This is a genomic window from Verrucomicrobiia bacterium (genome assembly GCA_023953615.1).
GTDB lineage: Bacteria > Verrucomicrobiota > Verrucomicrobiia > Limisphaerales > JADLHS01 > JADLHS01.
Window position 1 is genome coordinate 1,092,492 of sequence record JAMLJH010000002.1, and the last position, 23,807, is coordinate 1,116,298.

A 23,807-nucleotide genomic window follows, 5' to 3' on the forward strand; every position below is an offset into this window, starting at 1 on the left:
GGCGACGTTGATTCGCAAGGATCAGAGCGGACGGATTTCCGTCAGGAAACTGCCGTCGGATTGCTCGGTGGTCTGGCTGGAAAAACCACGTTCCTCGAGGTGCGCGTAAAGGTGCATCGGCCGCCGGTCGGTACGGGCGCGAATTCCGGTTTTGGCCGGCAGATTCGACACGGCTTCCAGAATGGTCACCATCGGTTGTGGCGGCTCCAGACCGCGCGCGTCCACTTCGATGAAGGAGGTCGGCTCATTCGCGCTGGCGGGCGCGGTGCTTTTGGCGGCGGGTTTGGGCACGTCGCCCGGTGAAAAAGTGATTTCCCAGACCCCGGAATCAAGCTGTTTGGTTTCGTGACTGAAACCTTTGTTGCCCAACACCGTGTACAAGGGGGCTGGTTCAAACGGAGCCAGCAGGCGGAATTTTTGTCCGGGTTGCAGTTTCGCCACCGTGCGCATGATGATGCCGAACGGTTCGCGGCCCTGACTGATTTCCTCCCGCACATCCAACGTCACAATCTCGTCGCTCATGGCGTCACTCTGACTGAAGGTTATCAGTCCAACTTTGACGCGGGTCAAAATTTCCTAATTTCAAAGCCGTGACTTGAATGTCCGTCGGGCGATTGAGAAGTTGCCGTCTCAAGGCGACTTCAAGCGAAAGAAACGTCGTGGTCCGGTTAGCGTGGTGGAGTATGGACTGACGGCGTCGGGCAGCTCGACATACGTTCCGACGGCTTCGGGAGCCGACTCCAGCGTGAAACTTGGATCGTCCCAAGTTAGAACGAGTGTGTCACCGGCGAGTTGCCAATGCAGCGGAATGGGGGCGGTGCCAAGAATGGCTTGCGCGAGGTAGGGGGATACCTTGCCGCCAGCGGTCATGAACCGTCCTCCGACGAAGAGTCGGTTGTCCAACGTGGCCAGCGCTTCCACGTACGGCGAACTGATTCCCAATCCGGATCCGAGCGGAGACCAGTCGGTGCCGTCCCATTTTGCCAGGTAGCGGGCGGGGTTCCCTCCTGCGCTCGTAAACCAGCCGCCGACGTAAAGATCACTGCCCACCACGGCCAGCCCGCGAACACTGCCGTTAAGTCCTGTCCCCAAGGCGTGCCACTGCGTGCCATCCCACCTCGCGATGTTGGCGGTGGCAACGGTAGTGGCGTCAGAGTTGGTTGCCGTCGTGAACGAGCCACCTACCAGGAGCTGACCATTCCATTCCTCCAGGGTATAAACCCAGTCATTCACGCCTCCACCTACCGCTAACCATTCAGTGCCATTCCACTTGGCGATGTAGCTGGTGGGATTGTCCCCGGCCGTCGTAAACCAGCCGCCGGCGTAGAGTTCGCCATTCATCCATTTCAAGACACTCACTTGGTTGTTCATTCCCGTGTCGAGTGCGCTCCAACTGCTCCCGTTCCATTTGGCGATCCGATTGACCGTCACATTTCCGGCCTTGGTAAATTCGCCACCGGCATAGACGGTGGTGCCGGTCACGGCCAGCGCATGGACGGGATTGTTCATGCCGATGCCAAACGCGCTCCAAGCGTTGCCATTCCATTTGGCAATACCGTTGACCGGGGTCGGCCCGGCGAGCGTGAAGAAACCTCCCGCATACAACGCCCCATCCACGTAGGTAAGAACATATACCGGGTTGTTCATGCCGCCCTGCAAGGTGCTCCAACTCGTGCCGTCCCAGCGCGCGATGTAGTTGGCCTTCAAGTCACCGATCGAGTTGAAATTGCCGCCGACGTAGAGATTGGTTTCGGATGCGGCCAATGCGTAAACCCAGGAGCTGAAGCCGCTGTTCAGAGGACGCCAAGCGTTCCCGTTCCAGTGCGCGATGCGGTTCACATAAACTGGACCCGACGCGAGGTTGGTGGCCAGAACCTGCGCTCCCCCCACAAATAAGCCGTCGCTCCGCACCACCAAGGTGTTTACCGCATCATTCAATCCACCGGCCACGGAATTCCAGGCGGTGCCATTCCATTGAGCGAGGCGCGGACTGGACTTCCCATCTGCCTGCGTGAAATTACCGGCGGCGTATAAATTGCCATTCCACACCGTCAAGGTTCTGACGGCTTGGTTGAATCCACCTCCCATGGCGTTCCAATCGCTCCCATCCCATTGGGCCACCCGATTGACCGAAATCGCTTGGTTATCAGCATTCGTAGCCAGAGTGAAACCACCGCCCACGTATAATTTTCCGTTGTCGGCAAGCAAAGCGTTGACGGGCTGATTCAAGCCGCCGCCCACGGTCTGCCAGTTACTTCCGTCCCATTCCGCAATGTAAAAAGCCGGCGCATCACCGGCGGTGGTAAACCAGCCACCGACATATAGCCGCCCATCCAACTCGGCCAATGCCCGCACGGAAGCGTTCAAGCCCGTTCCCAAGGCATGCCAATTGATTCCGTCCCAGCGGGCAATCCGATTTGCAGCCACCCCATCAATGGTGACGAAGTCGCCGCCGGCGTACACGTCGCCATTCATTATGGTCAGAGTCAGGACATCCGAGGTCGGATTGGGGCCAAGCTGGCCGAACTGCTGCCAGGTCTGACCGTCCCACTTGGCGACGCCCTCTTTGACGCTGCCTCCGATAACGAAGGTGCCGCTGGCGTACACTTCGGTACCGTTGACCGCGAGAGCGCGAATCACACTACCGACCTGAGTGCCCATGTCGCTCCAGCTTTGCCCGTCCCATTTGGCGACGCCGCCCGCCACCGTATTACCCACCAAATGAAATTGTCCGCCAACGTAAAGGTTGTCCGCAGCGTCCACAGCTGCGGTAAAAATCTCACTATCCGCTCCAGGCAAATCGCCCATGCTCACCCAATTGACATCGCTGAATGTGGGATCAATCCGGATGGGATAAACGGCATCCTGATCATCCACCAAAATCGCCAACGTCGAAGCGAAGCCGGCGTCATTCATTGCGAAGCGCGCCGGAAGTTCTCTGCCAACGGCGTCCGTGACATGCAGTCGGCTGTAGGCAATCTGGCGTCCAGAATGTGCCAGGGTTAATTGCGCGTCCGCAGCGGTTGACTCGATTGCCGCCCCATTGACGGCAAGCTCCAACCGAAGCAATTCTTCATGCGCTGTCATCCGTTCCTCCGCCGGGGAAGCGAGCCGCCACGAGACGGCGGGCGGTTCAGCGAGGATGAAATCCTGGCGAATGCCATCCAAGCTCACTGAGTATTCCTCCACTAATCCGGGCCGATTGAACCGGGCCACTTGCCCCTCCATGACGACGGTACCGGTGGTCGGAAACGCAAGCGATAGCGCGTCCGGTGTGGTGTGGTTGCGACTTACCCTCGTTGCCGTTACCCGAAAGCAATCACCCGCAGGCTCGATGGGCGTGGACGTCAACCACAACCCTTCGGCGGTGACTTCTCCTTCCAGACGTTGGAAGACGCAGTTCAACTGGGCTCCGTTGCGCGTGGGGGTGGCGACCAAACCGTCGCCTTGATAAGTGGCGGTGGCCCGGCTCCCGATTTCACTCCAGGGGATGGCCGATGGAGTCGCGGAGTTGGCGGCGATTGGCGTCGCCCAAGCGCAACTGGAACGGAGACCGATGGTGGCCGCTGCTAAAGCAAGGAAACGGATCGCGGCGCTGGAAGCATTGGATTTAATCATGATTCCGGGGTTTGAGATGTGGCAGTAAAAGCTCGTAAAGCGAATCGTCCGCCGTTGCGGTAAAAACTTCAATCACAAAAGCCCGCGGTGATGCTGGACCAGCGGCAGCGTCGCAGCGTTGATCTTTTCGGTTGCCTCAGATTCGATTTAATTTTCGCTTCTGCATCGGAGCTGGGTCGGGTAGAAATGGAAGCCGAACCGTCCGTCCGCATGACCTGTATAATTGAACTGAAATGAAGAAGATTGCGATCCTCCTGTTCCTCGTCGTCGTGGGTGCTGTCAGTTTTGAGACGTGCGCTGAGGATTCCGTCCAAGCTCCAGAACCGTATGGCCCGGTGCCCACTCCACGGCAGTTGGCGTGGCACGAGTTGGAATTTTACGGGTTCATTCATTTCACCATCAACACCTTCACCGACAAGGAATGGGGTTATGGCGATGAATCCCCGGCCTTGTTTAATCCCTCTGATTTCAGTGCGGATCAAATTGCGCGCACCGCGGCGGGCGCGGGCATGAAAGGCTTGATCCTCACCGCCAAACACCATGACGGGTTTTGTCTGTGGCCTTCGCAATACACGGAACATTCGGTGAAGCACAGTCCCTGGCGCGAGGGGCGGGGTGATGTGGTTGGGGAACTCGCCGCCGCCTGCCGTCAGCACCACTTGAAATTCGGGGTCTATTTGTCTCCTTGGGATCGCAATCATTCCGAGTATGGGCGATCGGAATACATCACTTATTACCGCAACCAACTGCGCGAGTTGCTCGCCAATTACGGCGACATCTTCGAGGTGTGGTTCGATGGCGCCAATGGCGGTGACGGTTACTATGGTGGCGCGCGGGAGGCCCGGAAGATTGACAACCGCACCTACTACGATTGGGCAAACACCTGGCCGATCGTGCGGGAGCTACAACCAATGGCCTCCATTTTCAGCGACGCCGGGCCGGACGTCCGTTGGGTGGGCAACGAACGTGGTGAAGCGGGTGAAACTTGCTGGGCCACATTGAATCGCGCCGACTTTGCGCCCGGTCACGCCGATACCGAGCGGTTGAACCACGGCGATCGCCCCGGTACCGATTGGCTGCCCGCCGAGTGCGACGTTTCCATCCGTCCCGGCTGGTTTTATCACGCCCAGGAAGACGCGCGGGTGAAATCACCGGAACAACTCCTGAAGCTCTATTTCGCCTCGGTAGGCCGCGGCGCTTCGTTCCTGTTGAATCTGCCGCCGGATCGGCGCGGACAGATTCCCGAAGTGGATGTGCGGTCGCTTACGGAATGTCACCGCCGGCTTCAGGCCATGTTCAAAACCGACTTGGCGCCTTCAGCTAAAATCCAGGCTTCCAATGTACGGGGCAACGCGCGGACGTTCGGAACGGCGAATCTGGTTGATGGCCGCCGCGACACCTATTGGGCGACGGATGACGCGATCAAAACGCCGGAACTGATTTTGGATTTTGGCAAGGCCACTTCGTTCAATATCGTGCGGTTGCGCGAATATCTGCCGTTGGGACAGCGGATCGAAGCTTTGGCTTTGGATCATTGGCAGAATGAGGGTTGGGTGGAATTCGCCACGGCCACCAGCATTGGCAATTGCCGGTTGGTGCGCACGCGTCCCGTCATCACCACCAAACTGCGGCTGCGCGTCATTAAAGCCGCGGCTTGTCCGGCGCTTAGCGAACTTGGCGTGTTCTTGGAAGATTCCGGGACATAACCGCTCCGGCCGTTTTTACTGAAATAATGCGTTGACGATTGCGTGGGTGAATTCGGTTTGCGCGAGCAATTCCGAATTGCCCGTCGCGCGAAGGTCCTGCGCCAAGCGTTGCATGCAGGGCAGGGTGGCGCGGGTCAACGCACTGCCAAAGGTCACGCGGCGCACTCCGATTTGTTCCAGCTCGGCCAGCGGGGGCGACCCCGGCCCGATGATGATGTTCACCGGACATTTCACTTCGCGTAACAAGCGGACGATGGTTTCACGGTCGCGCAACCCCATTGGGAAAATGCAATCCGCACCGGCCTCGCAATAGGCATGAGCGCGCCGAACGGCTTCATTAAAGCGTTCGGCATCGCTGCCGTTGCCGCGCAAAAACACATCCAACCGCGCATTGATGACGAACGGCGTGGCAGCCGCGTTGGCCACCGCGCGTACGGCTTTGATCACCTCGACCTGGTAAGTGAGGTCGGCGAGCGGTTGATGCGGGCCACGACCATCTTCAAGGTTTGCCCCCGCAACGCCGAGGTTGATGGCTTGCCGGATTGTTTCGGCAACAGCGTCCGGAGTGGTGCCGTAACCCGCTTCGAGGTCGGCGGTAACGGGAACGGAAACCGTAGCGGCGATGCGGCCGACCATCAGCAACATTTCGCTCGCACTGATGCGTTGACCGTCGGGATAACCCAGGACCGCCGCCACGCCGCCGCTCGTCGTGGCCAGGGCGGGAAAGCCCGCCTGTTCGAATAACCGCGCGCTGACGCAATCCCACGCGTTCGGCAGGACCAGGGTTTTAGGCCCTTGATGCAATTCACGCAGCTTCGCGGCGCGCGCCCGTTGCCACTCTAAATTCACGCCTTCGCCTTGACTTGATGTTGCCCGACTTGGTACGTGCCCGGAACGCTGCGGAAGCTGATGGCGAGCCGATTCCAACCGTTGATCGCGATGATGGCCAGCGTCAGGTCCACCAGTTCCTTCTCGGAAAATTGTTTGCGCGCCTGTTCATAAACGGAATCGGGTACTTGCGATTCCGCGACGCGAGTCACGGCCTCGGTCCACGCCAACGCCGCGCGTTCGCGCTCGGTGAAGAACGGGGTCTCGTGCCAGACCGAGAGCGTGTAAAGACGTTGCTCGGTTTCGCCGGCGGCGCGGGCATCCTTGGTGTGCATATCGAGGCAAAAACCGCAGCCGTTGATTTGGGATGCGCGCGTCTTGACCAGTTCGAGCAGCGAATGTTCCAGCCCGCTGCGGCGCGCATAGAGTTCGAGTCCGAGCATGGCTTTTTGTCCGTCTGGAGCGACTTCCCCGTAAATGAGTCGTGGTTGCATGATGTTTTCTTTCTTGGTTATGAATGTGTCTTTCGTATTCGCGGCTTGTCGGCATCGGCAATCTTTTGTGAGGCCCAGCGAAGTCGGTCTCGCTGTCCGTCAAACCGCTGTAACAGCAGTGCTGTATTTTTCGACCGCGTCAAGCCAAGGGACGCTTCGGCTGCGCGATGGCGAGCGGTTCGCAGGGAGGATTCAGCGGAATTTTGATTCAGGTCAAAGAACGCACCCCGATTCTGCCCAAGGCTGGTAGCGGAGAAATAAAATAATGAGTGCAACCGCCATCGAACAAATGAGCGCCGAGCATCGGCATATTGAAACCGTGATCAACGCGCTGCACGCGGCGGCGATCCAACTGGAAAAGCAGGAATCTCCCAGTGTCGAGTTACTGCGGAAGAGTGTGGAATTTTTGCGCGTCTATGCGGATGAACGCCATCATCAGCGCGAAGAAGCGTTGTTCTTTCCGTTGCTGGTTCAGCGCGGCGTGCCGCCGCAAGGCTGTCCGATTGGCGGCTTGAACAACGATCACGCCAAGGGCCGCGCGATGTTGGCCGCGTTTGGCGAGCGCATCCACGCGTACGAACAAAAGCAGAGCGGTGCGGGTGACGCCTTGCGTCGGTCGCTTCAGGAAATCGTGCAACTCTACCGGCATCACCTGTGGATGGAAGACGCGATGGTTTTTCCGATGGCTGAAAAATTGGTCACGGGCGCGGATAACCAAGCCTTGCTGGATAAATTTGCCGCCCTGGATCGTAAGCTGGGCGCGGAAGTTGTAACGCGACTGGAACAATTTGCCACGCAACTGGCGTCCTAGTTATCCTCTGACGCGGGATTAACCCGCGGCCACTACCTGAAATTAGCAAGCTCCAAGGGAACTTTATGTCCAACGCCAAAACGCCACCCGCGGTCCGATCGAAAATCGAGCCGGCCCGAGCCTTCCAGCTTGCGGGTCTGGTGGATTATCAAAGCGGCGCCGTCGTCAGCCGGGAAATTCTCAAAGGCGCCGCCGGGCGCGTCACGCTGTTTGCCTTTGATGTCGGCGAGGAATTGAGCGAGCACACTTCGCCGTTTGACGCGCTCGTGCAAGTCGTCGAAGGCGAGGCGGAAATCACCATTGCCGGCAAGCCGCATCGGGTTCACGCGGGCGAAGCGATCCTGATGCCGGCGCAACAGCCGCACGCCTTGGCGGCCGTCAAACCGTTCAAAATGGTGTTGACCATGATCCGCGGTTGAAGCGGACGAAAGCGCGCAGGTGAGCGGCATGCAGTTCATTTTCGAGACCTCGGATCCAAACGCGTATCTGTCATCCTCCGACGTGATTGATTTTCAATCGCCGTTGGTAGCGGCCAAGCTTGTCGCGATTCGTCGCGAAGCCGCCACCGACGTGGCGCAAGCCCGATTGGCCTTCGAGTTTGTGCGCGATCAAATTGCGCACTCCTTTGATTTGAACAGCGCGGCTGTCACCATCTCGGCTTCCGAAGCCTTGGCTGGGCATGAAGGCATTTGTTTTGCCAAAGCGCATCTGCTGGCGGCTCTGCTGCGCGGCCTGCGCATCCCGACGGGATTTTGCTATCAACGCGTTCTGCGCAAGGGCACGCCGGAATCCGGTTACGCTTTGCATGGATTGAACGCGGTGTATTTGCCGAGCCGCCAAGTGTGGTTTCGACTTGATCCGCGCGGCAACAAACCGGGCGTCAACTCCCAGTTCAGCATCGAGCGCGAACAACTGGCCTATCCGATCCGTCCCGAACTGGGCGAAGTGGATTATCCGTATGTGTTCGTCGCACCCCGCGCGGAAGTCCTGGCGTCCATGCGCGATTCCGCCGACGGTCACGCCTTGTTCCACAATCGCCCCGCGGCGTTGGACCCGAGCACGCTGTGACGCCCGGCAGACCTTACGCTTTCACGTTGGCTTACCGACTCGCGAACGTGCTGAGCCGAGCTTCATGGGCGTCAAGCTGGGTTCAGGTTGCGAGCTTTTCCGGCACTGGTTTTGCTTGGTTTAATCCGGGTGAAATGAGTCCAAGTAAACCTTTTCTAATACGACCGAAGCGAATTCGACTCGTTTGCTTCAATTTCATCCGCTGGGCCCGATTAACATTTTCAAACCCAGGCCGTTTGAGCATATTGAATCGCGACGGTTGATTTTACTTGTTTATGGTTGATGCGCCGGTTGATCTCAATCACATAAGCCTCGCCTGGGTGGAAGGTTTATATGCCGATTTTTTGCGTGACCCAGCTTCCGTGCCGCCCGAATGGCGCCGCTATTTTGCCGGCTTGGTGAACGGGGACGCGGCGGAGAAACAATTCGTCGCCCGGCCCAATTTCACGACTTACAGTGTCTTTAATCCACCCGCGGATCGGCGCACCGGTTTTACGCACCATGAAGTTTCCAGCATTGCCGGTCGCCAGGAACTGGTGGATGCGCTGATCCGCAGTTACCGGATGCGCGGGCACATCGTCGCGCAGATTGATCCGCTGGAACAACTCAAGGCCACGCCCCCGGAATTGGACCCCGCCTATCACGGTTTGACCGAGGCGGATCAGGACCGTCTCTTCGCCTGCGTCACGATGGAGCCGGATCGCCTGCTGACGTTGCGGGAAATCATTGAGCGCCTGCGCAACACCTACTGCCGCACCATCGGCGTGCAGTTCATGCACATTGACAACTACGAAATGCGGTTGTGGTTGCAGGAAAAAATCGAGCGCTCCCAAAACCGGCTGGCATTGAGCCGCCAGGAGCAGTTGCGGATTCTCACGCGGTTGACCGACGCCGTGATGTTCGAGGAATTCATCCGCAAGAAGTTCATCGGCGCGAAAAGCTTTTCATTGGAGGGTTGCGAAAGTTTGATCCCGTTGCTCGATCTGGCGATTGAACGGGCCGGGGAGCAAGGCGTGGACGACATCGTTCTGGGCATGGCGCATCGCGGGCGGTTGAACGTGCTCGCCAATATCATCGGAAAAAGCCCGCGCGAAATCTTCCGCGAGTTTGAGGACACCGGCGCAAAGTCCAAGGATACCAGCGGCGGCGATGTGAAGTATCACCTCGGTTACAGCAATGACTGGACGACGGCCACCGGCAAGCAGGTGCATCTCTCGCTGTGCTTCAATCCGAGTCACTTGGAATTTGTCAATCCCGTGGCCACGGGGCGGGTGCGCGCGCGCCAGGATTTGAAGGGCGACACCGAACGCACCCGCAGCATGACGGTGTTGATTCATGGAGATGCGGCCTTCATCGGCGAAGGCGTGGTGCAGGAGACGCTGAATTTGAGCCGCGTGGCCGGTTACACCGTTGGCGGCACGTTGCACATCGTGGTGAACAACCAGATCGGATTCACCACGCGCCCCAAGGAAGGGCGCTCGACCATGTACGCCACCAGCGTCGCCAAAATGCTCCCGGCGCCCATCTTTCACGTGAACGGCGAAGACCCGGAAGCCGTGGCGCAATGCGTTTTACTGGCGTTGGAATTTCGCGCGAAATTCAAACTTGATGTGGTTATTGACATGTATGGCTACCGCCGGCTGGGTCACAACGAAAGCGATGAACCGACGTTCACGCAACCGATGTTGTATCGGCGCATCGCCAAGCGGAAACCGGTGCGTGAAGGTTATTTGGAACACCTGCTCAAACTCGGTGAAGTGACCCGTGCCGAAGCGGATCAGATCGCCGAACATCGGCAGGCCGCATTGGAACAGAATCTGGCGGAAGCGCGCAGTGAACCCGGGACTCAGCTTAACTTCGAGCGTTCCCGCAAATGGAAGAATTTCTTTGGCGGACCCGAACCCGTGGAGGAGGTCGCCACCGGTGCGGAGCTGTCCCGACTGGCCGCATTGCTGGCCGCGCAAACCGAATTGCCGGCGGACTTTCATCCGCATCCGAAAATCGTGCGCTGGTTGGAAACGCGCAAGCAAATGGCTCGCGGCCAACACGCGCTCGATTGGGCGGCGGCGGAATCGCTGGCGTTCGGCACGTTGGCGACGGAAGGGGTGCGGGTGCGGTTGAGTGGTGAGGATAGCGGGCGCGGCACGTTCAGCCATCGGCACGCCGTGTTGCATGATCACGAGAACGGCCAGCTTTACACGCCCCTGCAACATCTCGCGCCGGATCAAGCGCCGGTGGACATCTGGAACAGCCCGCTTTCCGAGACCGGCGTACTCGGTTTCGATTACGGTTATAGTCTGGACTGCCCGAACGGCCTCATTTTATGGGAAGCGCAGTTTGGCGATTTCGTCAACGCGGCGCAGGTCATCATTGATCAGTTTATCGTCAGCGCGGAAAAGAAGTGGGATCACTTGAGCGGACTTGTAATGTTGCTGCCGCATGGTTTGGAAGGGCAAGGGCCGGAACATTCCAGCGCGCGTCTGGAGCGATTTCTTCAACAAGCCGCCGAGGACAACATCCAGGTTGTGTATCCCACCACACCCGCCCAGTATTTTCATCTGTTGCGACGGCAGGCGCTGCGCCGCTGGCGCAAACCGCTGATCATCATGACGCCGAAAAGTTTGTTGCGTCATCCTCAATCCGTTTCCACCCTGGCCGAACTGGCTGCGGGCCAGTTCCAGCGGGTCATCCCTGACGCCCGGCCCGCCGCGGCGGCGACGAAAACCAAACGGGTGTTGCTGTGCAGCGGCAAAGTGTATTTCGAACTGGCGGAACAGCGGGAGAAAACCCAGCGCAACGAGGTCGCGATTTTGCGAGTGGAACAGTTATATCCGTTCCCTGAAACCCTGCTCGAAGCCGCGTTGCGCCAATATCCGGAAACCACGCCGGTATTTTGGGTGCAGGAAGAACCGGAGAACATGGGCGCCTGGCGCGAAATTCGGATGCGCTTCGGCGACCGCTTGCTCGGTCGCTGGCCGCTGGCGTTGATTTCGCGACCGCGCTCGCCCAGCCCGGCCACCGGGTCCGCAAAGGCGCACAAATTGAAACAAGCGGCGCTGGTTGCCGCCGCGTTGGGAGAATGATTTGATTTTATGGCCATTGAACTAAAAGTGCCGGCAGTCGGCGAATCCATCACCGAAGTAGAAATAGGCGACTGGCTCAAAGCCGAGGGCGCCGCGGTGGCGAAGGACGAAAATCTGGTCGTCATCGAAACCGAAAAAGCCACGGTGGAATTGCCCGCACCCGCCGCCGGACGATTGAGCAAAATTTTGCAACCGACCGGTTCGACCGTCAAAGTCGGCGACGTGATTGCCTTGCTCGAGGCGGGCCAAATTGCAGCGTCAGGCAAACCAGCCTCGGCGCCGACCACACCAGCCACCCCGACCGAGCCGGCCGCCGCCGCTCGCTCGCGCGCCACGCCCCTGGCGGAGAAAGTTTTGGCCGAGCACGGATTGCAGGCGAATGAAGTCGCGGGAACCGGCCCCGGCGGACGGGTGTCGAAGCAGGACGTGTTGCAATACGTTGCCGCACATCCGCAGTCAGCGGCGCCGGCATCTGCGAGTCCGACAGCGGCGCCGACCTCCGCACCGACCACGCCTCTCGTTCCGGCTACGTCCCCGGCCATCAGCCGCGAGCAACAGGTCGTGCGCATGAGTTTATTGCGTCGCACCATCGCCAAACGACTGGTGGCGGCGCAGCACACGGCAGCGTTATTGACCACGTTCAACGAGGTGGACATGTCTTCCATCATCGCGCTGCGTCGCCAGTATCAGGAAACCTTCCAGAAAAAGCACGGCGTCAAGCTGGGTTTCATGTCGTTCTTTGTTAAAGCCGTGATTGACGGACTGAAACAGTTCCCCGGTTTGAACGCCATCATCCGCGATTCGGACATCGTTTATCATAACTATCACGACATCGGCCTGGCCGTCAGCACGGACCGCGGCCTGGTCGTGCCGGTGCTGGCCGACGCGGATCGGTTGAGCTTCGCGGAGATCGAACGCGCCATCATTGATTTTGCGCAACGCGCTCGCGACGGCAAAATCCGACCGGAAGAACTCGAAGGCGGCACCTTCACCATCACGAACGGCGGAGTCTTTGGCTCACTGCTTTCGACGCCGCTGGTCAATCCGCCGCAAAGCGGCATTCTGGGCATGCACACCATTCAGGAACGGCCCGTCGCGGTGAATGGCCAGGTGGTCATCCGTCCGATGATGTACGTGGCCCTCACTTACGATCATCGGATTGTGGATGGCAAGGAAGCCGTGCAGTTCCTGCGCCGCGTCAAAGACGGCGTGGAAAACCCCGAACGTCTGTTGCTGGAAGTTTAGCGCGACAGCGTGAAGCGAACCGGCTCCAGCCGGAACAAGCTTCTGTCGCGGCGCCCCGACCACCGCCAGCGCGGTTAGTCGTCGCGGCGCGGAAACAACGGCACGGGGTCGCCGCATTGATGTCCCGCAGACAAGCCGCCCCAGGCGATTAATGCGAATTGATCCGGTTCTCCCGGCAAACCCAGTTGGGCGAAAATCTTGGTCGCCGTCTGCGGCAGAAAGGGCCACAGCAAAACGGCCAGTACCCGGCAAACCTCCACCAAATTGTAAAGCACCTCGTCCAGGCGTTGTGCCTGCGCCGGGTCCTTGGCGAGCTTGAAGGGCGCGGTGTGATCCACGTATTGATTCGCCCGCGTGACCAGCGCCCCGATGGTGATCAACGCCGCTTGCAATTCATTCCGTTCCAGGTGCGCGCGCGTTTCCGCACCCGCCCGGGCCACTTCCGCCGCCAGCTCATCATGCCGCGCGGGGACGATGCTTTTCCGATAGCGTTTCAGCATCGCCAGCGAACGGTTGATCAGGTTGCCCAGGCCGTTGGCCAGTTCCGCGTGGTAACGCGACTTGAATCCCGCGTCGGTCCAATTGCCATCCGGCCCAATCGCCAGTTCGCGAATGACGTAGAAGCGGAACGCATCCACGCCCCAATCATCAATCACCGCCACCGGGTCCACCACGTTCCCGGTGGTCTTGCTCATCTTTTCGCCATCCTTTTGCCACCAGCCATGCACGAGTACCTGTTGCGGCAACGGCAGCCCCATCGCCTTCAGCATGATCGGCCAGAACACCGTGTGAAATTTCAAAATGTCCTTGCCGATCACGTGCAGGTTCGCCGGCCACAACGCGGGACGCGGCGCATTTGCCGCCGGTTGATAATCCAGTCGCAACGGATCAAAGCTCGGATCGCCCAGACTTGCCGGAATGCTGATGTAATTCACCAGCGCGTCGAACCACACGTACGTCACGTAGTCCGGGTCGAAGGGCAGGGGAATACCCCAGTTGAGTCGCGCCGCCGGCCGCGAGATGCACAGGTCTTCCAATTCGTTGTTTTTCAGAAACCCGAGCACTTCGTTGCGGCGATAATCGGGCTGCACGAAAGTCGGGTTCGCTTCGATGTAATCAATCAACCACTGCTGATGAGGTTTGAGCCGGAACCAGTAATTCGTTTCCTCCAACTCGATGACTTCGCCGTATGCCGGATCGAACGTACCGTCCGGGCGCCGATCTTTTTCCGTCAAAAAAGTTTCTTCCTTGGCCGAATAGAAGCCCTTGTATTTGGCCGTGTAAAATTCACCGGCGGCGTGGAGTTTGGCGAGAATGGCTTGAACAAACTTTCGATGCCGCGGCTGGGTCGTCCGCACAAAATCGTCGTTGGCCAGATTCAGTTTTCGGGCAAACGCCTGCCAGTCCGCCGCGAGCTGATCGCAATACGTTTGCGGGTTCAGCCCCTCGGCCACCGCCGCCTGCTGCACTTTCTGGCCGTGCTCATCCAGTCCGGTCAGATAGAAAACTTTCCCGCCAAAACTGCGGTGTGCCCGCGCGATTACGTCCGTAATCACCTTCTCATAGGCATGGCCGAGGTGCGGCTGGCCGTTGACGTAATCAATTGCGGTTGTGAGGTAAAAGACCTTGCTCATCCGTCGGACAGTGTGGCGAAGCCAAACCGTCTTGGCAATCGCAGTCCCCGGCGCGCAGGCTCGGCGCACTGTTTGGCCAAAAGCCGCGATCACTTGCGCTCGTTGGCCGAGCGGATTGATCGGGATGCCTGGTTGGTAAAATCCAGACTCGTCAAGCGTATCGTAAATCGTAAGTTCCTCGTGTGCAGAGTGGGATGGACAGTCGGTTGATCGGTCGGGCGCGTGAGTTTTTCCGGCGTCATTGGCGCGCGGCCTTTCAACTGCGTAAACGCGTGGTGCTGAGTGAGGAGGCGCTGCATCTGGTCATTGCCAGCGTCGTTGGCCTGCTCGGCGGCTTGGTCAACCTCGCGTTCTTTCACGCCATTGAATTGTCCAAAATGATCTTTCTGCATCGGCTCGGCGACCCCGTGGAAGTGGCCGAAGAACTGCCGCATTGGGAGCGCCTGACCATCCCCATCCTTGGCGGTCTGGTGGCGGGAGCGGTGTTGCACTGGGGATTGCGCCTCGCCGGTCGGCAGGGCACAACCAATCTGCTCGAAGCCGTCGTTGCCGGTGACGGGCGGTTGCCCATGCGCTCGGGACTCGTCAAGGCGCTCTCCTCGCTCGTCAGCATTGGCACGGGCGCTTCCATCGGACGCGAGGGCGGCATCACGCAACTGGCCGCCACGTTGGCCTCGAAGCTCGGGCAACTCGCGCACTGGCCGCCGTACCGGTTGCGTTTGCTCGTTGGTTGCGGCGCGGCCTCGGGCATTTCCGCCGCCTACAATGCGCCCATCGCCGGCGCGTTGTTCGCCGCCACCATCGTGCTGGATAACATTTCCATGGCGATGTTTGCGCCGTTGGTGCTCTCGTCGGCCGTGGCCGCGGTCGTGTCCCGCAGCTTCTTCGGCATCGCGCCGTGGTATCAGGTGCCCGCCTACGAATTCGCCAATCCCGGTCAACTGCCCTGGTTCGTGTTTCTCGGCATCCTCTGTGGAATCATGGGCGCGGTCTTCCTGAAAATGATCCGCTTTGCCAAACACCGTTTCGCCGCCGTGCGGGTACCGATCTACGTCAAAATGGCCATTGGCGGATTGGCCGTTGGTTTGTTGGCCATCGAATATCCCGGCGTCTGGGGCAATGGCTACGTGGTCACCAACCGGATTTTGCACAACGAACTGTCCCTGCAAATCCTCGCCGGATTATTCCTCGCCAAATTGATTGCCACCGTATTCACCGTCGGCTCGGGCACGGTGGGTGGCGTGTTCACGCCCACGCTGTTTTTGGGCGCGAGCCTGGGCGGTTTGTTCGGCGCGGGACTGCACGCGCTGGACACCGTGACCGAACTGCCCACCAGCGCGTTTTCTCTGGTCGGCATGGCCAGCGTCCTTGCGGCCACCACCCGCTCGCCGTTTCTGGCGATGATCATGGTCTTTGAAATTTCCCTGGATTACTCGCTCATGCCGCCGCTCATGCTTGGTTGCGTGGTCGCCATCGTGATGGCGAATCGCTTCGAGAAAAGTTCCATCTACACCGAACCGTTGCGCGAACGCGGCATTGCCACCACCGGCGGCGCCAACCGGCTCGGCCTCGCCACCGCCCAACGGGTGGGCGACGTGATGATTGCGCCCGTGCCGCCCGTGGCCGAGAACACGGTGCTGCCTGACCTCGCCAAACGCTTTTTGACCAGCGCCAATAATTTCATCCCGGTGATTGACGGCGACCGCCGGCTGGTGGGCGTGGTGGCGTTACAGGACTTGAAAGAGTATCTCGGCGCCGGGGCGGAACTACGGGCGGTGATCGCCAGCGACGTGATGCGTCCGCCGCCGCCGGTGGTGACGCCGGATCAACGCCTGGTGGACGTGTTGAATCTGGCGCTGGCCAGCCAGCAACAAAACATCCCCGTGGTCAGCACCTTGAAAGGCATGCGCCTGCTCGGTGCGCTGTCGCGCACGCACGTCCTCGGCCTGTTTGCGGAAACCATCGCCGTGCGCCGCAAACCGCATGTTTGAGTGGCGTAGTCTCATTATCCCAGTTCAACCTCAATCTCCTCACCCAGCCAGCGGACTCTTCACTCCCAATCCCGGTTTCTGCATGACGTGCGTGTAAATCTGCGTCGTCGCCACATCCTTGTGCCCCAGTAAATCCTGCACCGTCCGGTATCCGTTCCTCTCTCCAGCAAATGAGTCGCAAACGAATGCCGCAGTGTGTGCGGCGTCACGCGTTTGTCCAGCTTCGCCTCGCGTGCCGCCTGGCGAACGGCGTGCTGAAACGTCGCATCCAACCCATGATGCCGCCGACGCACGCCGCTGCGCGGATCGTTCAGCAACTGCCGCGATGGGAAACACCACTGCCAACTCCCACGACTGGCCGGCTTTCGGATACTTCCGTTCCAAGCCCTCCGGCAACCAAACGCCCGGAACCTCGTTTGCCGCTGGAGAACTCCAGCCCAACCCGGAAACCAGATGCCGGGCAACTGACAGGATGACAGGACATCGTCCGCGAGACGCGAACGACTACCGCCGAGACGGCGGTGCTCCCCCAATGCCCATTCCTTTGCCCATCATTCCCTTGTCTTCCCGTGCGTGTATTTCGTGTATTTCGCGGTTGTACTTTCCCTGGGGAGGGACGCGTTCCACCGCGTCCATGATGAGCTGGAGACAACGTGGAGATCGTCCCTTCCGACACAACGGCGGTGCGAGCGTATGGGTAGGGCGGGCATGGTTTTTGACAGGATGAACAAGATTTACCGGATCAAATTCTTGATTGGCGGCTGGATCGCATTCCGCGTTTGAACTCCAACTGCTTCGCGCCAAGATTCAGCAACAATCAGCGCGGCCACGCGGTCTTGATGGTCGTCACCTGCAGCTCCGCACGTCGGACGACGGGTGTCTGGTAGTTCGTGAAACGCCCGGTCAGAGTTGGCCGTGTGCGCTTACTTATGCAGCGCATTACCGGCGCGAACGATTTCTTTCCTTGAATTTGCGCCGCCAAAATTCAACCCTGAGCGCGTTAAATTTGAGTTCTCATTCTAAACTGAAATTCTGAATCACACATGGCCTACAAAGACGTTACCCCACCCGCCGGAAACAAAATCTCCATTCACGCTGGCAAACTCACCGTGCCGAACGATCCGATTGTTCCGTTCATTCGCGGCGACGGGACCGGGCCGGATATCTGGGCGGCAAGCGTGCGGGTCTTTGACGCGGCGGTGCAAAAGGCCTACGGCGGCCAGCGGAAGATTTCCTGGTTTGAAGTGTTCGCCGGCGAAGCGTCGAAAAATAAATTCGATAACTGGCTGCCCGACGATACGGTCGCGGCGTTCAAGGAATATCTGGTGGGCATCAAGGGGCCGCTGACGACGCCGGTCGGGGGCGGCATTCGCTCGCTCAACGTGGCGTTGCGGCAAATGCTGGACCTCTACGTTTGTCTGCGTCCGGTGCAGTATTTTCAAGGTGTGCCCAGTCCGGTGAAGCATCCGGAGAAGGTGAACATGGTCATCTTCCGCGAAAACACCGAGGACATTTACGCGGGCATTGATTATCAGGCCGGTTCGGTGGAGGCGAAAAAAATCCTGGAACTGCTGCGGCAGGAATTGCCAGCGGCCTTCAAGAAAATTCGTTTTGGCAACGAGGCGGACGCGGTGGGCATCGGCATCAAGCCGGTGAGCCAGCCGGGCACGGAGCGGTTGGTGCGCGCGGCGATCCAGTACGCGATCACGAATCACCGCAAGAGCGTGACGTTTGTCCACAAGGGAAACATCATGAAGTTCACCGAGGGCGCGTTTCGCGACTGGGGTTACGAACTGGCCAAGCGCGAGTTTGGCGCGACGGAAGTGGACGGCGGTCCGTGGTGCAAAATCCCGGAAGGCAAACCCGGCGCGGGCATGGTCATCAAGGACGCCATCGCCGACATCACGCTGCAACAGGTGTTGACCCGGCCGACGGACTTTGACGTCATTGCCACGTTGAATCTCAACGGTGATTATCTCAGCGACGCCTTGGCGGCGCAGGTGGGCGGCATCGGCATCGCGCCCGGTGGCAACATCAATTATCTGACCGGACACGCCATTTTTGAAGCCACGCACGGCACGGCGCCGAAGTACGCGGGCAAGGACGTGGTGAATCCGGGATCGGTGGTGTTGTCCGGTGAAATGATGTTCCGCTACCTGGGTTGGACCGAGGCGGCGGACTTGATTCTGAAAGGCTTGAACGGCGCCATTGCCTCCAAGAAAGTTACGTACGACTTTGCGCGGCTGATGGACGGCGCCACGGAGATCAAGTGTTCCGCTTTTGGCGACAACCTCATCGCCCACATGTAAGCGGCGACGGCCGGTGATTACTGGGCGGCGGGCAGGGGATGCAGTTCGATTTTCCGAAAGTAAATTTCGGCGCCTTCGGATTGAAAAATCAACTGCCCGGCTTGATGGCTGAGTTGCGTGGCGTGGTTGACCCGCTGGCCGTTCACGTAGTAGTCGAGCGTCGCTCCGCGACAAACCACTTCGAGGCGAGTCCACTGGCCGTCGGGACTTTCCACATCTTGACGCCCGCGAAAGCCGAGTTGGTCTTTCCAATCCACATCGCGCCCCCACCAATTAATGCGTCCGGTTTGAAACACTTTGGGTTCGCCTTTCGGATCCCAGATCGGCTCGCCATCGCGATCCGGGCTGGTGTTCAGGGTGGCTGAGTATTTCACAATCGAGCCATCCGGATCGTAGCCGCCGAGCACCAGGATGTCGCCCACGCCGCCTTGAATGATTTGAAATTCGTAGCCGCGCATCCACGGACCATTGAACGTCGGCGAGTAATAATTGCCATCCGGCCCGGTGCAATGCAGCACCACGCCGCTGTCCTTCGTGGCGTTGGTGCGGCTGCCCCAAGTGGTCAAGCCCCAGCGGAATTCGGCGACCAACCGGTAGTTGGCGTATTGCTGGCGCGTGTATAATCCGCCGTAAATTTTTCCACTGATGCGGATGGCGGGTGCGCCGTCCAAACTGTCCACCACCGAAAAAACCTGGAGCGGGTCTTCGCGATGATAATCCACCAGCCAGGTGTAAAAAGCGGAGAGGTCCTTGCCGTTGAAGAGGGAGATCACTTCATGCGGGACGATGGGCTTCGAGTTTTTGACCTCGGGTTCGGCGGCGGGCGCAATCAAGGTGACCGCCAACAGGGAAAGCAGGATGAAGGACTTTTGCATGGATGAATTTTTCGCAAAGCTTGCGGAGCGACACCGCAAACGTCAATCGCGAAGCAACGAATTGCGACCATCAATTTTTCCTGACCGCATCCCGCCCGAACCTCGAGGGCGCCGTCGTTCGGGCTTCAAAGTCCGAGCGCCTGGAGCGCTTCAAAATAGAGATTGTGACCGAAATCGTTCGGATGATTGATGTCGTTCGCCAGCATGTCCTCGGGAGCTTTGCGGGTGGCAAGCTGTTGCCAGCGCTGATAAACGTCGGCAAAAGCGCATTGCTTTTCGCGTGCCACCGCTTCGGTCGCGACGGCGTAGGCTTCCATGTTATGCGATCCATACCGCCATTGTGGGTTGGGTGGGAACGCGGAGAAGAGGATGATTTCCGCCTTCGTATTCACTCGAATGCGATTGATCATCTGACGCAGGTTGTCCGCGAAAGCGGGCAGCGCCACGCCGAAACCGGGGCGGTTGTGATCGTTCATACCGAAGCCGATCAGCACCAGGTCCGGCTGTTGATCCAGCACCTTGGCTTGCAGCCGTTGCAGACCTTGCGCGGTGGTATCGCCACCAGTGGCGCCATTGATGGCTTCGATGCTGGCGCGCGGATACTTCTTTCGCAACGCGTCGGCCCAGCGCGCCCAGAAAATCATGTCAGGGGTGGAGGCATCGCCGCCGGCGGTAATGCTGTCGCCGAACGCCACGATCCGCACGGGGTCGCCCGCCCGCAGTTTTCGCCGGGTCTCGGGCAGCGCGACGGCGGAGAATTCCGGTTGCGCCACTGGCGGCGTCCAGCGTTCGCGATGGTGGTAATCCACATAGACGAAGAAGGGCAGGTTGCCGAAGCCGGGAAATTGGTTGTGATCGAAATCCTCCTTGCCGAAGAGGATGTTGGTGGAGAAATCAAGAATGCGGGAATCCGCCGTGCGCTGGATGGCGCCGTCGCTGGTCAGAACGTAATCACGTCCGGCTTCATACTGCACCGTGTTCGTCAGGCCCGCGCGATAGGTGCTGCGCACGACGAGCGGGTGATCGAACGCGGGGGCGAACGCCAGATGCTTCGGTTGTTGCCCGATCAAGACCAGCGATTCACCCGTTTGCTGATACGCGGCGTCAGGACGCGATTGCGTGGCGCAACCCGCCAGTCCGATGACCACGGCGCACAGGGCGACCATCCCGCCAACGGGAATGAAAGATTGAGTTCGTTTGTTGTTGTGGCTCATAAAAAATAGCGACCGTCTCGCATCGAATGGCTGATGATAATTGTCCCGGGGGGCGTCCGTCGAAAAAATAATTCTCCATGCGACGGGTCGCGATGGTGCGGAGCTTGATGAAAAATCAATCCGCTTTTCGATTCGCTGCGGAGTTGGCGTTGGCCAACGGAGCGGATTCAGCTTTGAAATGGGTGGTACGACGGTTACAAATTTGAACATGCGGAAATTGCTTGTACTCACGTTTGGCCTGGTGGGACTTACTTTGAGCGGCTCTGTTGGCCTGGCCGCTCCAGCGACCAATACGCTTCCGCTGACGCTGCGCATCGGCACTTTCAACGTGGGCCACTTCAACCAAGGCAAGCTGGGCGGTTATCAGGAAAGCGATGTTGCCGCCGCGTTGGAACGGTGGCGCAGTTGGATCAAGGCGCAGTCATTCGACGTTTTCTTCATCAACGAATGGAACTTGAACTTCGACAAAGACGGCACGCTGAATGCCACTGAACATTTGCTGCAACCGTTCTACGACCACATCGTCTTCGGCAAACGCAACACCTGGATCTACAATGGGATGGCCTCGAACTTTCCGATCAGCAAAGCCGGCGAAGTGCCTTTGACGCACCAGGAATATTACGCCGTGCGCGCCGAGTGGCCGGTGGGCGGAGTGACGGTCACCCTGATGTCGGTGCATGTGCCTTGGCAGAAAGACGCTCATGATTCTTCCATTGACGCGTTGATCACCGAGATGAAGCGGCACAAGTATCTGATCTGCGCCGGTGACCTGAACGCGCCGGATCGCAACGTGCTCAAGATCAAAGCGGCGGGATTCAAGGTGGCGAACGGTGGTGATGAAGGCTGGTTTTGCACCGCGGCATCCAAGTGCGGATCGCAAACGAACAACGTGCATATTGATAACATCATCACCTCGCCCAACTTGACCATCAAGCGCGTCTCCGCTCCCCGCACCGGGCTGAACGATCTGGATCATCTTCCGTTGCGGGCCGAAGTGACGTTGGAATAACGCCGCGGCGGATTGCGCGGCTGCTGCCGGGAACAATGGCGCGTGGGCGCAGGAGCGCCGCGGATTCAACTTTTGGATTTCACGAGCCGATGCAACATTCCGAGAAAGGTCAACACCCAGGCGGTTAGCGCGAGATAGACGAACACCTGCGCTACCGGCAATAGAAAATCCGATTGCAGGATTCGCGCGATACCGAAGGTGCAAGTGGCGTACATGCCCAATGGAAAGACCACGCTCCAACCGGCCGGATCGTAGGTCAACGGAAACCGGTGGTAGCCGTAGCGCCAGACCGCCAGTAACGCGAGCAGGGGCAACCACCAAGTGCCACACGCCCAAAACAGGAGCGTCATTCCTTTGAGGAAGGGCAGTAGCGGACCGAGCGGTTCGGTCGCCGTCGCGCTTTCGATCAATGCCGACCCCGCCAGCGTGGAGATGGCCGCCGCGCCCATGTTGATCCAGTAATGCGGTGAAAAGTCGGTGGGTGAAAATTTGAAAAACAGGCAACGGTAGAAAATCAGCGTGATCAGCAGGCCGTAACCCATGCCGCCAGTCAGCCACAGGGCCAGTGCCAGAAAATTCAGGACCGATCGTGTCTCGTCGCCGAAGCCCGATGCCAGTTGCGTGCTCAAGATCGCGATGGCTTGAGTCGCCACCACGGCCAGCAGCCAGTTGCCGCTGAGACCTCGATCCAAAGACGGTTTGTTCGCCTTGACGGTGAGCGCGGCGAAGATGGTGTAAGTGAGCGTCGCCCAGAGCAGGAGCGCGAGTCCCCAGAGTCCGAGGGCGATCCGCCACGCTTGCTGAAGCAAAATCAATTGTTCCGCCAGCACGCCAGTCCCGGCGACCAAGGTGAAAAAACCAGGGCCGCGCTGATGATCAGTCAAGTCGGATCGAAATTCGTGTGGAAAATACCGCCACCGCGTCAACGTGAGCATCCCGAGAACCAGATACTGGCCGACGTTCAGCCAGAGCAATCCGTGGGCAACGGCGTGGAAACCGGAATTTTCGGCGGCAATGGAAACGATGCCAGTCGCCATCACCAGCGCAAAATAACCCGGCGCCAAGGCGCGAATTTCGTTGGTTGAAAAGCTCATGCGCGCGCCGTTTTCATCCGGGGCAACCGATCGCGACCCACGCAAAGAGTGACTCAGTTTTTCGCGGTAGCAGCAGTTCCAGTTGGTTTGTGGTAATGATCAATCGCGTCGCCTCACAACCGGAACAGAATAAGGAAAGAATTGTCGGTGAGTCGAAAAGATAATGGCAATCAACGGAATCCCAACTGACCTGTTGTGCTGTAGTTTGTGATGATATCGAAGTTGCGTTGGTGGAGTGGAATGGAAGATTGATGCTTTGGCCCCCGCTGCCTTCGGAGCGCGACTGATCCTCAGTCGCAGCGCGGGAAAGAGACGGAGACTGCGGAGGTTCGCGTAATTTCCCTTGCTGCCACGTGCTGCGGACGGGGGACCGTCCGCGCTCCTCGTGTCGGACTTCTTTTGCGTGAAGCGTGCCTCGCACTTCCTACGACGGTTTTCACGACGGTTTTTCTTCCAAGCTTTTGGCCGGGGCTTTGGCATATTGGTGGCATGGGTGAATTGACCAATGCTCAAATCCGCTCGCTTAAAGCGCGCGGCCAGTTTTTGAAGCCAGCGGTGAAGGTTGGCAAGGAAGGACTGTCGCCGGCGTTTTTTGCCGCGTTGAAGGAGGCGCTACAACATAACGAATTGATCAAGGTGAAATTTGACGATCACAAAGATGAGAAGAAACGGCTCGCGCCGCAATTGGCCGAGCAGAGTGGCAGCGAGTTGATCATGCGGGTGGGCAACGTCGTGTTGCTTTATCGTCCTAAACCCGGCGTCGAAGCAGCTTCCGATCTTGAAGCGCCCGAACGGTAATTGAGGAATCCAGTTCCGTTGCGTGCGAAC

General features: G+C 59.0%; 18 protein-coding genes and 1 pseudogene. 10 read left to right on the plus strand and 9 right to left on the minus strand.

Translation table 11 applies throughout. The features are described from left to right. Positions 1–21: 21 nt before the first annotated feature. The gene (locus M9920_14950; GenBank protein ID MCO5053576.1) at positions 22–570 is read right to left on the minus strand and encodes a DUF2249 domain-containing protein; all 549 of its coding nucleotides are present in this window, start codon (positions 568–570) and stop codon (positions 22–24) included. 60 nt (positions 571–630) lie between these two features. Beyond that, the gene (locus tag M9920_14955) at positions 631–3,618 is read right to left on the minus strand and encodes a hypothetical protein (protein MCO5053577.1); all 2,988 of its coding nucleotides are present in this window, start codon (positions 3,616–3,618) and stop codon (positions 631–633) included. 233 nt (positions 3,619–3,851) lie between these two features. Here M9920_14955 and M9920_14960 point away from each other — a divergent pair, with 233 nt between their 5' ends. After that, entirely contained in the window at positions 3,852–5,324 is a 1,473-nt protein-coding gene (locus M9920_14960; GenBank protein ID MCO5053578.1) for an alpha-L-fucosidase, read from the plus strand. A 15-nt stretch (positions 5,325–5,339) separates the two neighbouring features. Here the strand turns inward: M9920_14960 and M9920_14965 are convergent, their stop codons facing one another. Beyond that, the gene (locus tag M9920_14965; protein ID MCO5053579.1) at positions 5,340–6,173 is read right to left on the minus strand and encodes an isocitrate lyase/phosphoenolpyruvate mutase family protein; all 834 of its coding nucleotides are present in this window, start codon (positions 6,171–6,173) and stop codon (positions 5,340–5,342) included. Beyond that, positions 6,170–6,646: a carboxymuconolactone decarboxylase family protein gene (locus M9920_14970; GenBank protein MCO5053580.1), complete on the minus strand. Its 477-nt coding sequence runs from the start codon at positions 6,644–6,646 to the stop codon at positions 6,170–6,172. Before M9920_14970 ends, M9920_14965 begins: the two co-directional genes overlap by 4 nt. A gap of 265 nt (positions 6,647–6,911) precedes the next feature. Between M9920_14970 and M9920_14975 the strand changes: the two genes are divergently transcribed. The 5 genes from M9920_14975 to odhB all read left to right on the plus strand — a co-directional run bounded on the left by M9920_14975 (position 6,912) and on the right by odhB (position 12,853). Then, the gene (locus M9920_14975; protein ID MCO5053581.1) at positions 6,912–7,457 is read left to right on the plus strand and encodes a hemerythrin domain-containing protein; all 546 of its coding nucleotides are present in this window, start codon (positions 6,912–6,914) and stop codon (positions 7,455–7,457) included. A 65-nt stretch (positions 7,458–7,522) separates the two neighbouring features. Next, positions 7,523–7,876: a cupin domain-containing protein gene (locus tag M9920_14980; GenBank protein MCO5053582.1), complete on the plus strand. Its 354-nt coding sequence runs from the start codon at positions 7,523–7,525 to the stop codon at positions 7,874–7,876. A 28-nt stretch (positions 7,877–7,904) separates the two neighbouring features. Next, positions 7,905–8,525: a transglutaminase family protein gene (locus tag M9920_14985; protein MCO5053583.1), complete on the plus strand. Its 621-nt coding sequence runs from the start codon at positions 7,905–7,907 to the stop codon at positions 8,523–8,525. A 275-nt stretch (positions 8,526–8,800) separates the two neighbouring features. After that, positions 8,801–11,608 (plus strand): 2-oxoglutarate dehydrogenase E1 component, encoded by a 2,808-nt coding sequence (locus M9920_14990; GenBank protein ID MCO5053584.1) that lies wholly within the window; start codon positions 8,801–8,803, stop codon positions 11,606–11,608. A 9-nt stretch (positions 11,609–11,617) separates the two neighbouring features. Continuing rightward, positions 11,618–12,853, plus strand: coding sequence for a 2-oxoglutarate dehydrogenase complex dihydrolipoyllysine-residue succinyltransferase (gene odhB, locus M9920_14995; GenBank protein MCO5053585.1), 1,236 nt, complete (start codon positions 11,618–11,620; stop codon positions 12,851–12,853). A gap of 74 nt (positions 12,854–12,927) precedes the next feature. Here odhB and metG read toward each other — a convergent pair whose 3' ends face one another. Beyond that, on the minus strand, positions 12,928–14,487 hold the full coding sequence (gene metG, locus M9920_15000) for a methionine--tRNA ligase (protein ID MCO5053586.1): 1,560 nt from the start codon (positions 14,485–14,487) through the stop codon (positions 12,928–12,930). Between the two features lie 194 nt (positions 14,488–14,681). On the opposite strand from metG, the gene M9920_15005 reads away from it, so the two are divergent. After that, complete coding sequence (locus M9920_15005; GenBank protein ID MCO5053587.1) at positions 14,682–16,478, plus strand: ClcB-like voltage-gated chloride channel protein; 1,797 nt, start codon at positions 14,682–14,684, stop codon at positions 16,476–16,478. Positions 16,479–16,517: 39 nt separating this feature from the next. Here the strand turns inward: M9920_15005 and M9920_15010 are convergent. Beyond that, positions 16,518–16,883, minus strand: a pseudogene (locus M9920_15010) (tyrosine-type recombinase/integrase). A 638-nt stretch (positions 16,884–17,521) separates the two neighbouring features. Between M9920_15010 and icd the strand changes: the two are divergent. Then, a complete protein-coding gene (gene icd / locus M9920_15015) occupies positions 17,522–18,787 on the plus strand; it encodes an NADP-dependent isocitrate dehydrogenase (GenBank protein ID MCO5053588.1) in 1,266 nt (421 codons plus the stop codon). A gap of 17 nt (positions 18,788–18,804) precedes the next feature. Here the strand turns inward: icd and M9920_15020 are convergent, their stop codons facing one another. Next, positions 18,805–19,662 carry a DUF1080 domain-containing protein gene (locus M9920_15020; GenBank protein ID MCO5053589.1) on the minus strand — a complete coding sequence of 286 codons (858 nt, stop codon included), beginning with the start codon at positions 19,660–19,662 and terminating at the stop codon, positions 18,805–18,807. A gap of 125 nt (positions 19,663–19,787) precedes the next feature. Next, entirely contained in the window at positions 19,788–20,876 is a 1,089-nt protein-coding gene (locus tag M9920_15025; GenBank protein ID MCO5053590.1) for an SGNH/GDSL hydrolase family protein, read from the minus strand. 208 nt (positions 20,877–21,084) lie between these two features. Between M9920_15025 and M9920_15030 the strand changes: the two genes are divergently transcribed. Then, a complete protein-coding gene (locus M9920_15030) occupies positions 21,085–21,885 on the plus strand; it encodes an endonuclease/exonuclease/phosphatase family protein (GenBank protein ID MCO5053591.1) in 801 nt (266 codons plus the stop codon). A gap of 65 nt (positions 21,886–21,950) precedes the next feature. Here M9920_15030 and M9920_15035 read toward each other — a convergent pair whose 3' ends face one another. Beyond that, entirely contained in the window at positions 21,951–22,979 is a 1,029-nt protein-coding gene (locus M9920_15035; GenBank protein MCO5053592.1) for a tellurite resistance/C4-dicarboxylate transporter family protein, read from the minus strand. 489 nt (positions 22,980–23,468) lie between these two features. Between M9920_15035 and M9920_15040 the strand changes: the two genes are divergently transcribed. Beyond that, on the plus strand, positions 23,469–23,777 hold the full coding sequence (locus M9920_15040) for a YhbY family RNA-binding protein (GenBank protein ID MCO5053593.1): 309 nt from the start codon (positions 23,469–23,471) through the stop codon (positions 23,775–23,777). Positions 23,778–23,807 lie beyond the last annotated feature (30 nt).

What these genes read in the sequence shown, in the direction of transcription:
- M9920_14990 (MCO5053584.1), top strand. Translation starts at nt 8,801, where the DNA reads ATGGTTGATGCGCCGGTTGATCTCAATCACATAAGCCTCGCCTGGGTG.
- M9920_15040 (MCO5053593.1), top strand. Translation starts at nt 23,469, where the DNA reads ATGGGTGAATTGACCAATGCTCAAATCCGCTCGCTTAAAGCGCGCGGC.
- M9920_14960 (MCO5053578.1), top strand. Translation starts at nt 3,852, where the DNA reads ATGAAGAAGATTGCGATCCTCCTGTTCCTCGTCGTCGTGGGTGCTGTC.
- M9920_14985 (MCO5053583.1), top strand. Translation starts at nt 7,905, where the DNA reads ATGCAGTTCATTTTCGAGACCTCGGATCCAAACGCGTATCTGTCATCC.
- M9920_15020 (MCO5053589.1), bottom strand. Translation starts at nt 19,662, where the DNA reads ATGCAAAAGTCCTTCATCCTGCTTTCCCTGTTGGCGGTCACCTTGATT.
- M9920_15035 (MCO5053592.1), bottom strand. Translation starts at nt 22,979, where the DNA reads ATGAGCTTTTCAACCAACGAAATTCGCGCCTTGGCGCCGGGTTATTTT.
- M9920_15030 (MCO5053591.1), top strand. Translation starts at nt 21,085, where the DNA reads ATGCGGAAATTGCTTGTACTCACGTTTGGCCTGGTGGGACTTACTTTG.
- M9920_15005 (MCO5053587.1), top strand. Translation starts at nt 14,682, where the DNA reads ATGGACAGTCGGTTGATCGGTCGGGCGCGTGAGTTTTTCCGGCGTCAT.
- metG (MCO5053586.1), bottom strand. Translation starts at nt 14,487, where the DNA reads ATGAGCAAGGTCTTTTACCTCACAACCGCAATTGATTACGTCAACGGC.
- M9920_14980 (MCO5053582.1), top strand. Translation starts at nt 7,523, where the DNA reads ATGTCCAACGCCAAAACGCCACCCGCGGTCCGATCGAAAATCGAGCCG.
- M9920_14955 (MCO5053577.1), bottom strand. Translation starts at nt 3,618, where the DNA reads ATGATTAAATCCAATGCTTCCAGCGCCGCGATCCGTTTCCTTGCTTTA.
- odhB (MCO5053585.1), top strand. Translation starts at nt 11,618, where the DNA reads ATGGCCATTGAACTAAAAGTGCCGGCAGTCGGCGAATCCATCACCGAA.
- M9920_14970 (MCO5053580.1), bottom strand. Translation starts at nt 6,646, where the DNA reads ATGCAACCACGACTCATTTACGGGGAAGTCGCTCCAGACGGACAAAAA.
- M9920_15025 (MCO5053590.1), bottom strand. Translation starts at nt 20,876, where the DNA reads ATGAGCCACAACAACAAACGAACTCAATCTTTCATTCCCGTTGGCGGG.
- icd (MCO5053588.1), top strand. Translation starts at nt 17,522, where the DNA reads ATGGCCTACAAAGACGTTACCCCACCCGCCGGAAACAAAATCTCCATT.
- M9920_14975 (MCO5053581.1), top strand. Translation starts at nt 6,912, where the DNA reads ATGAGTGCAACCGCCATCGAACAAATGAGCGCCGAGCATCGGCATATT.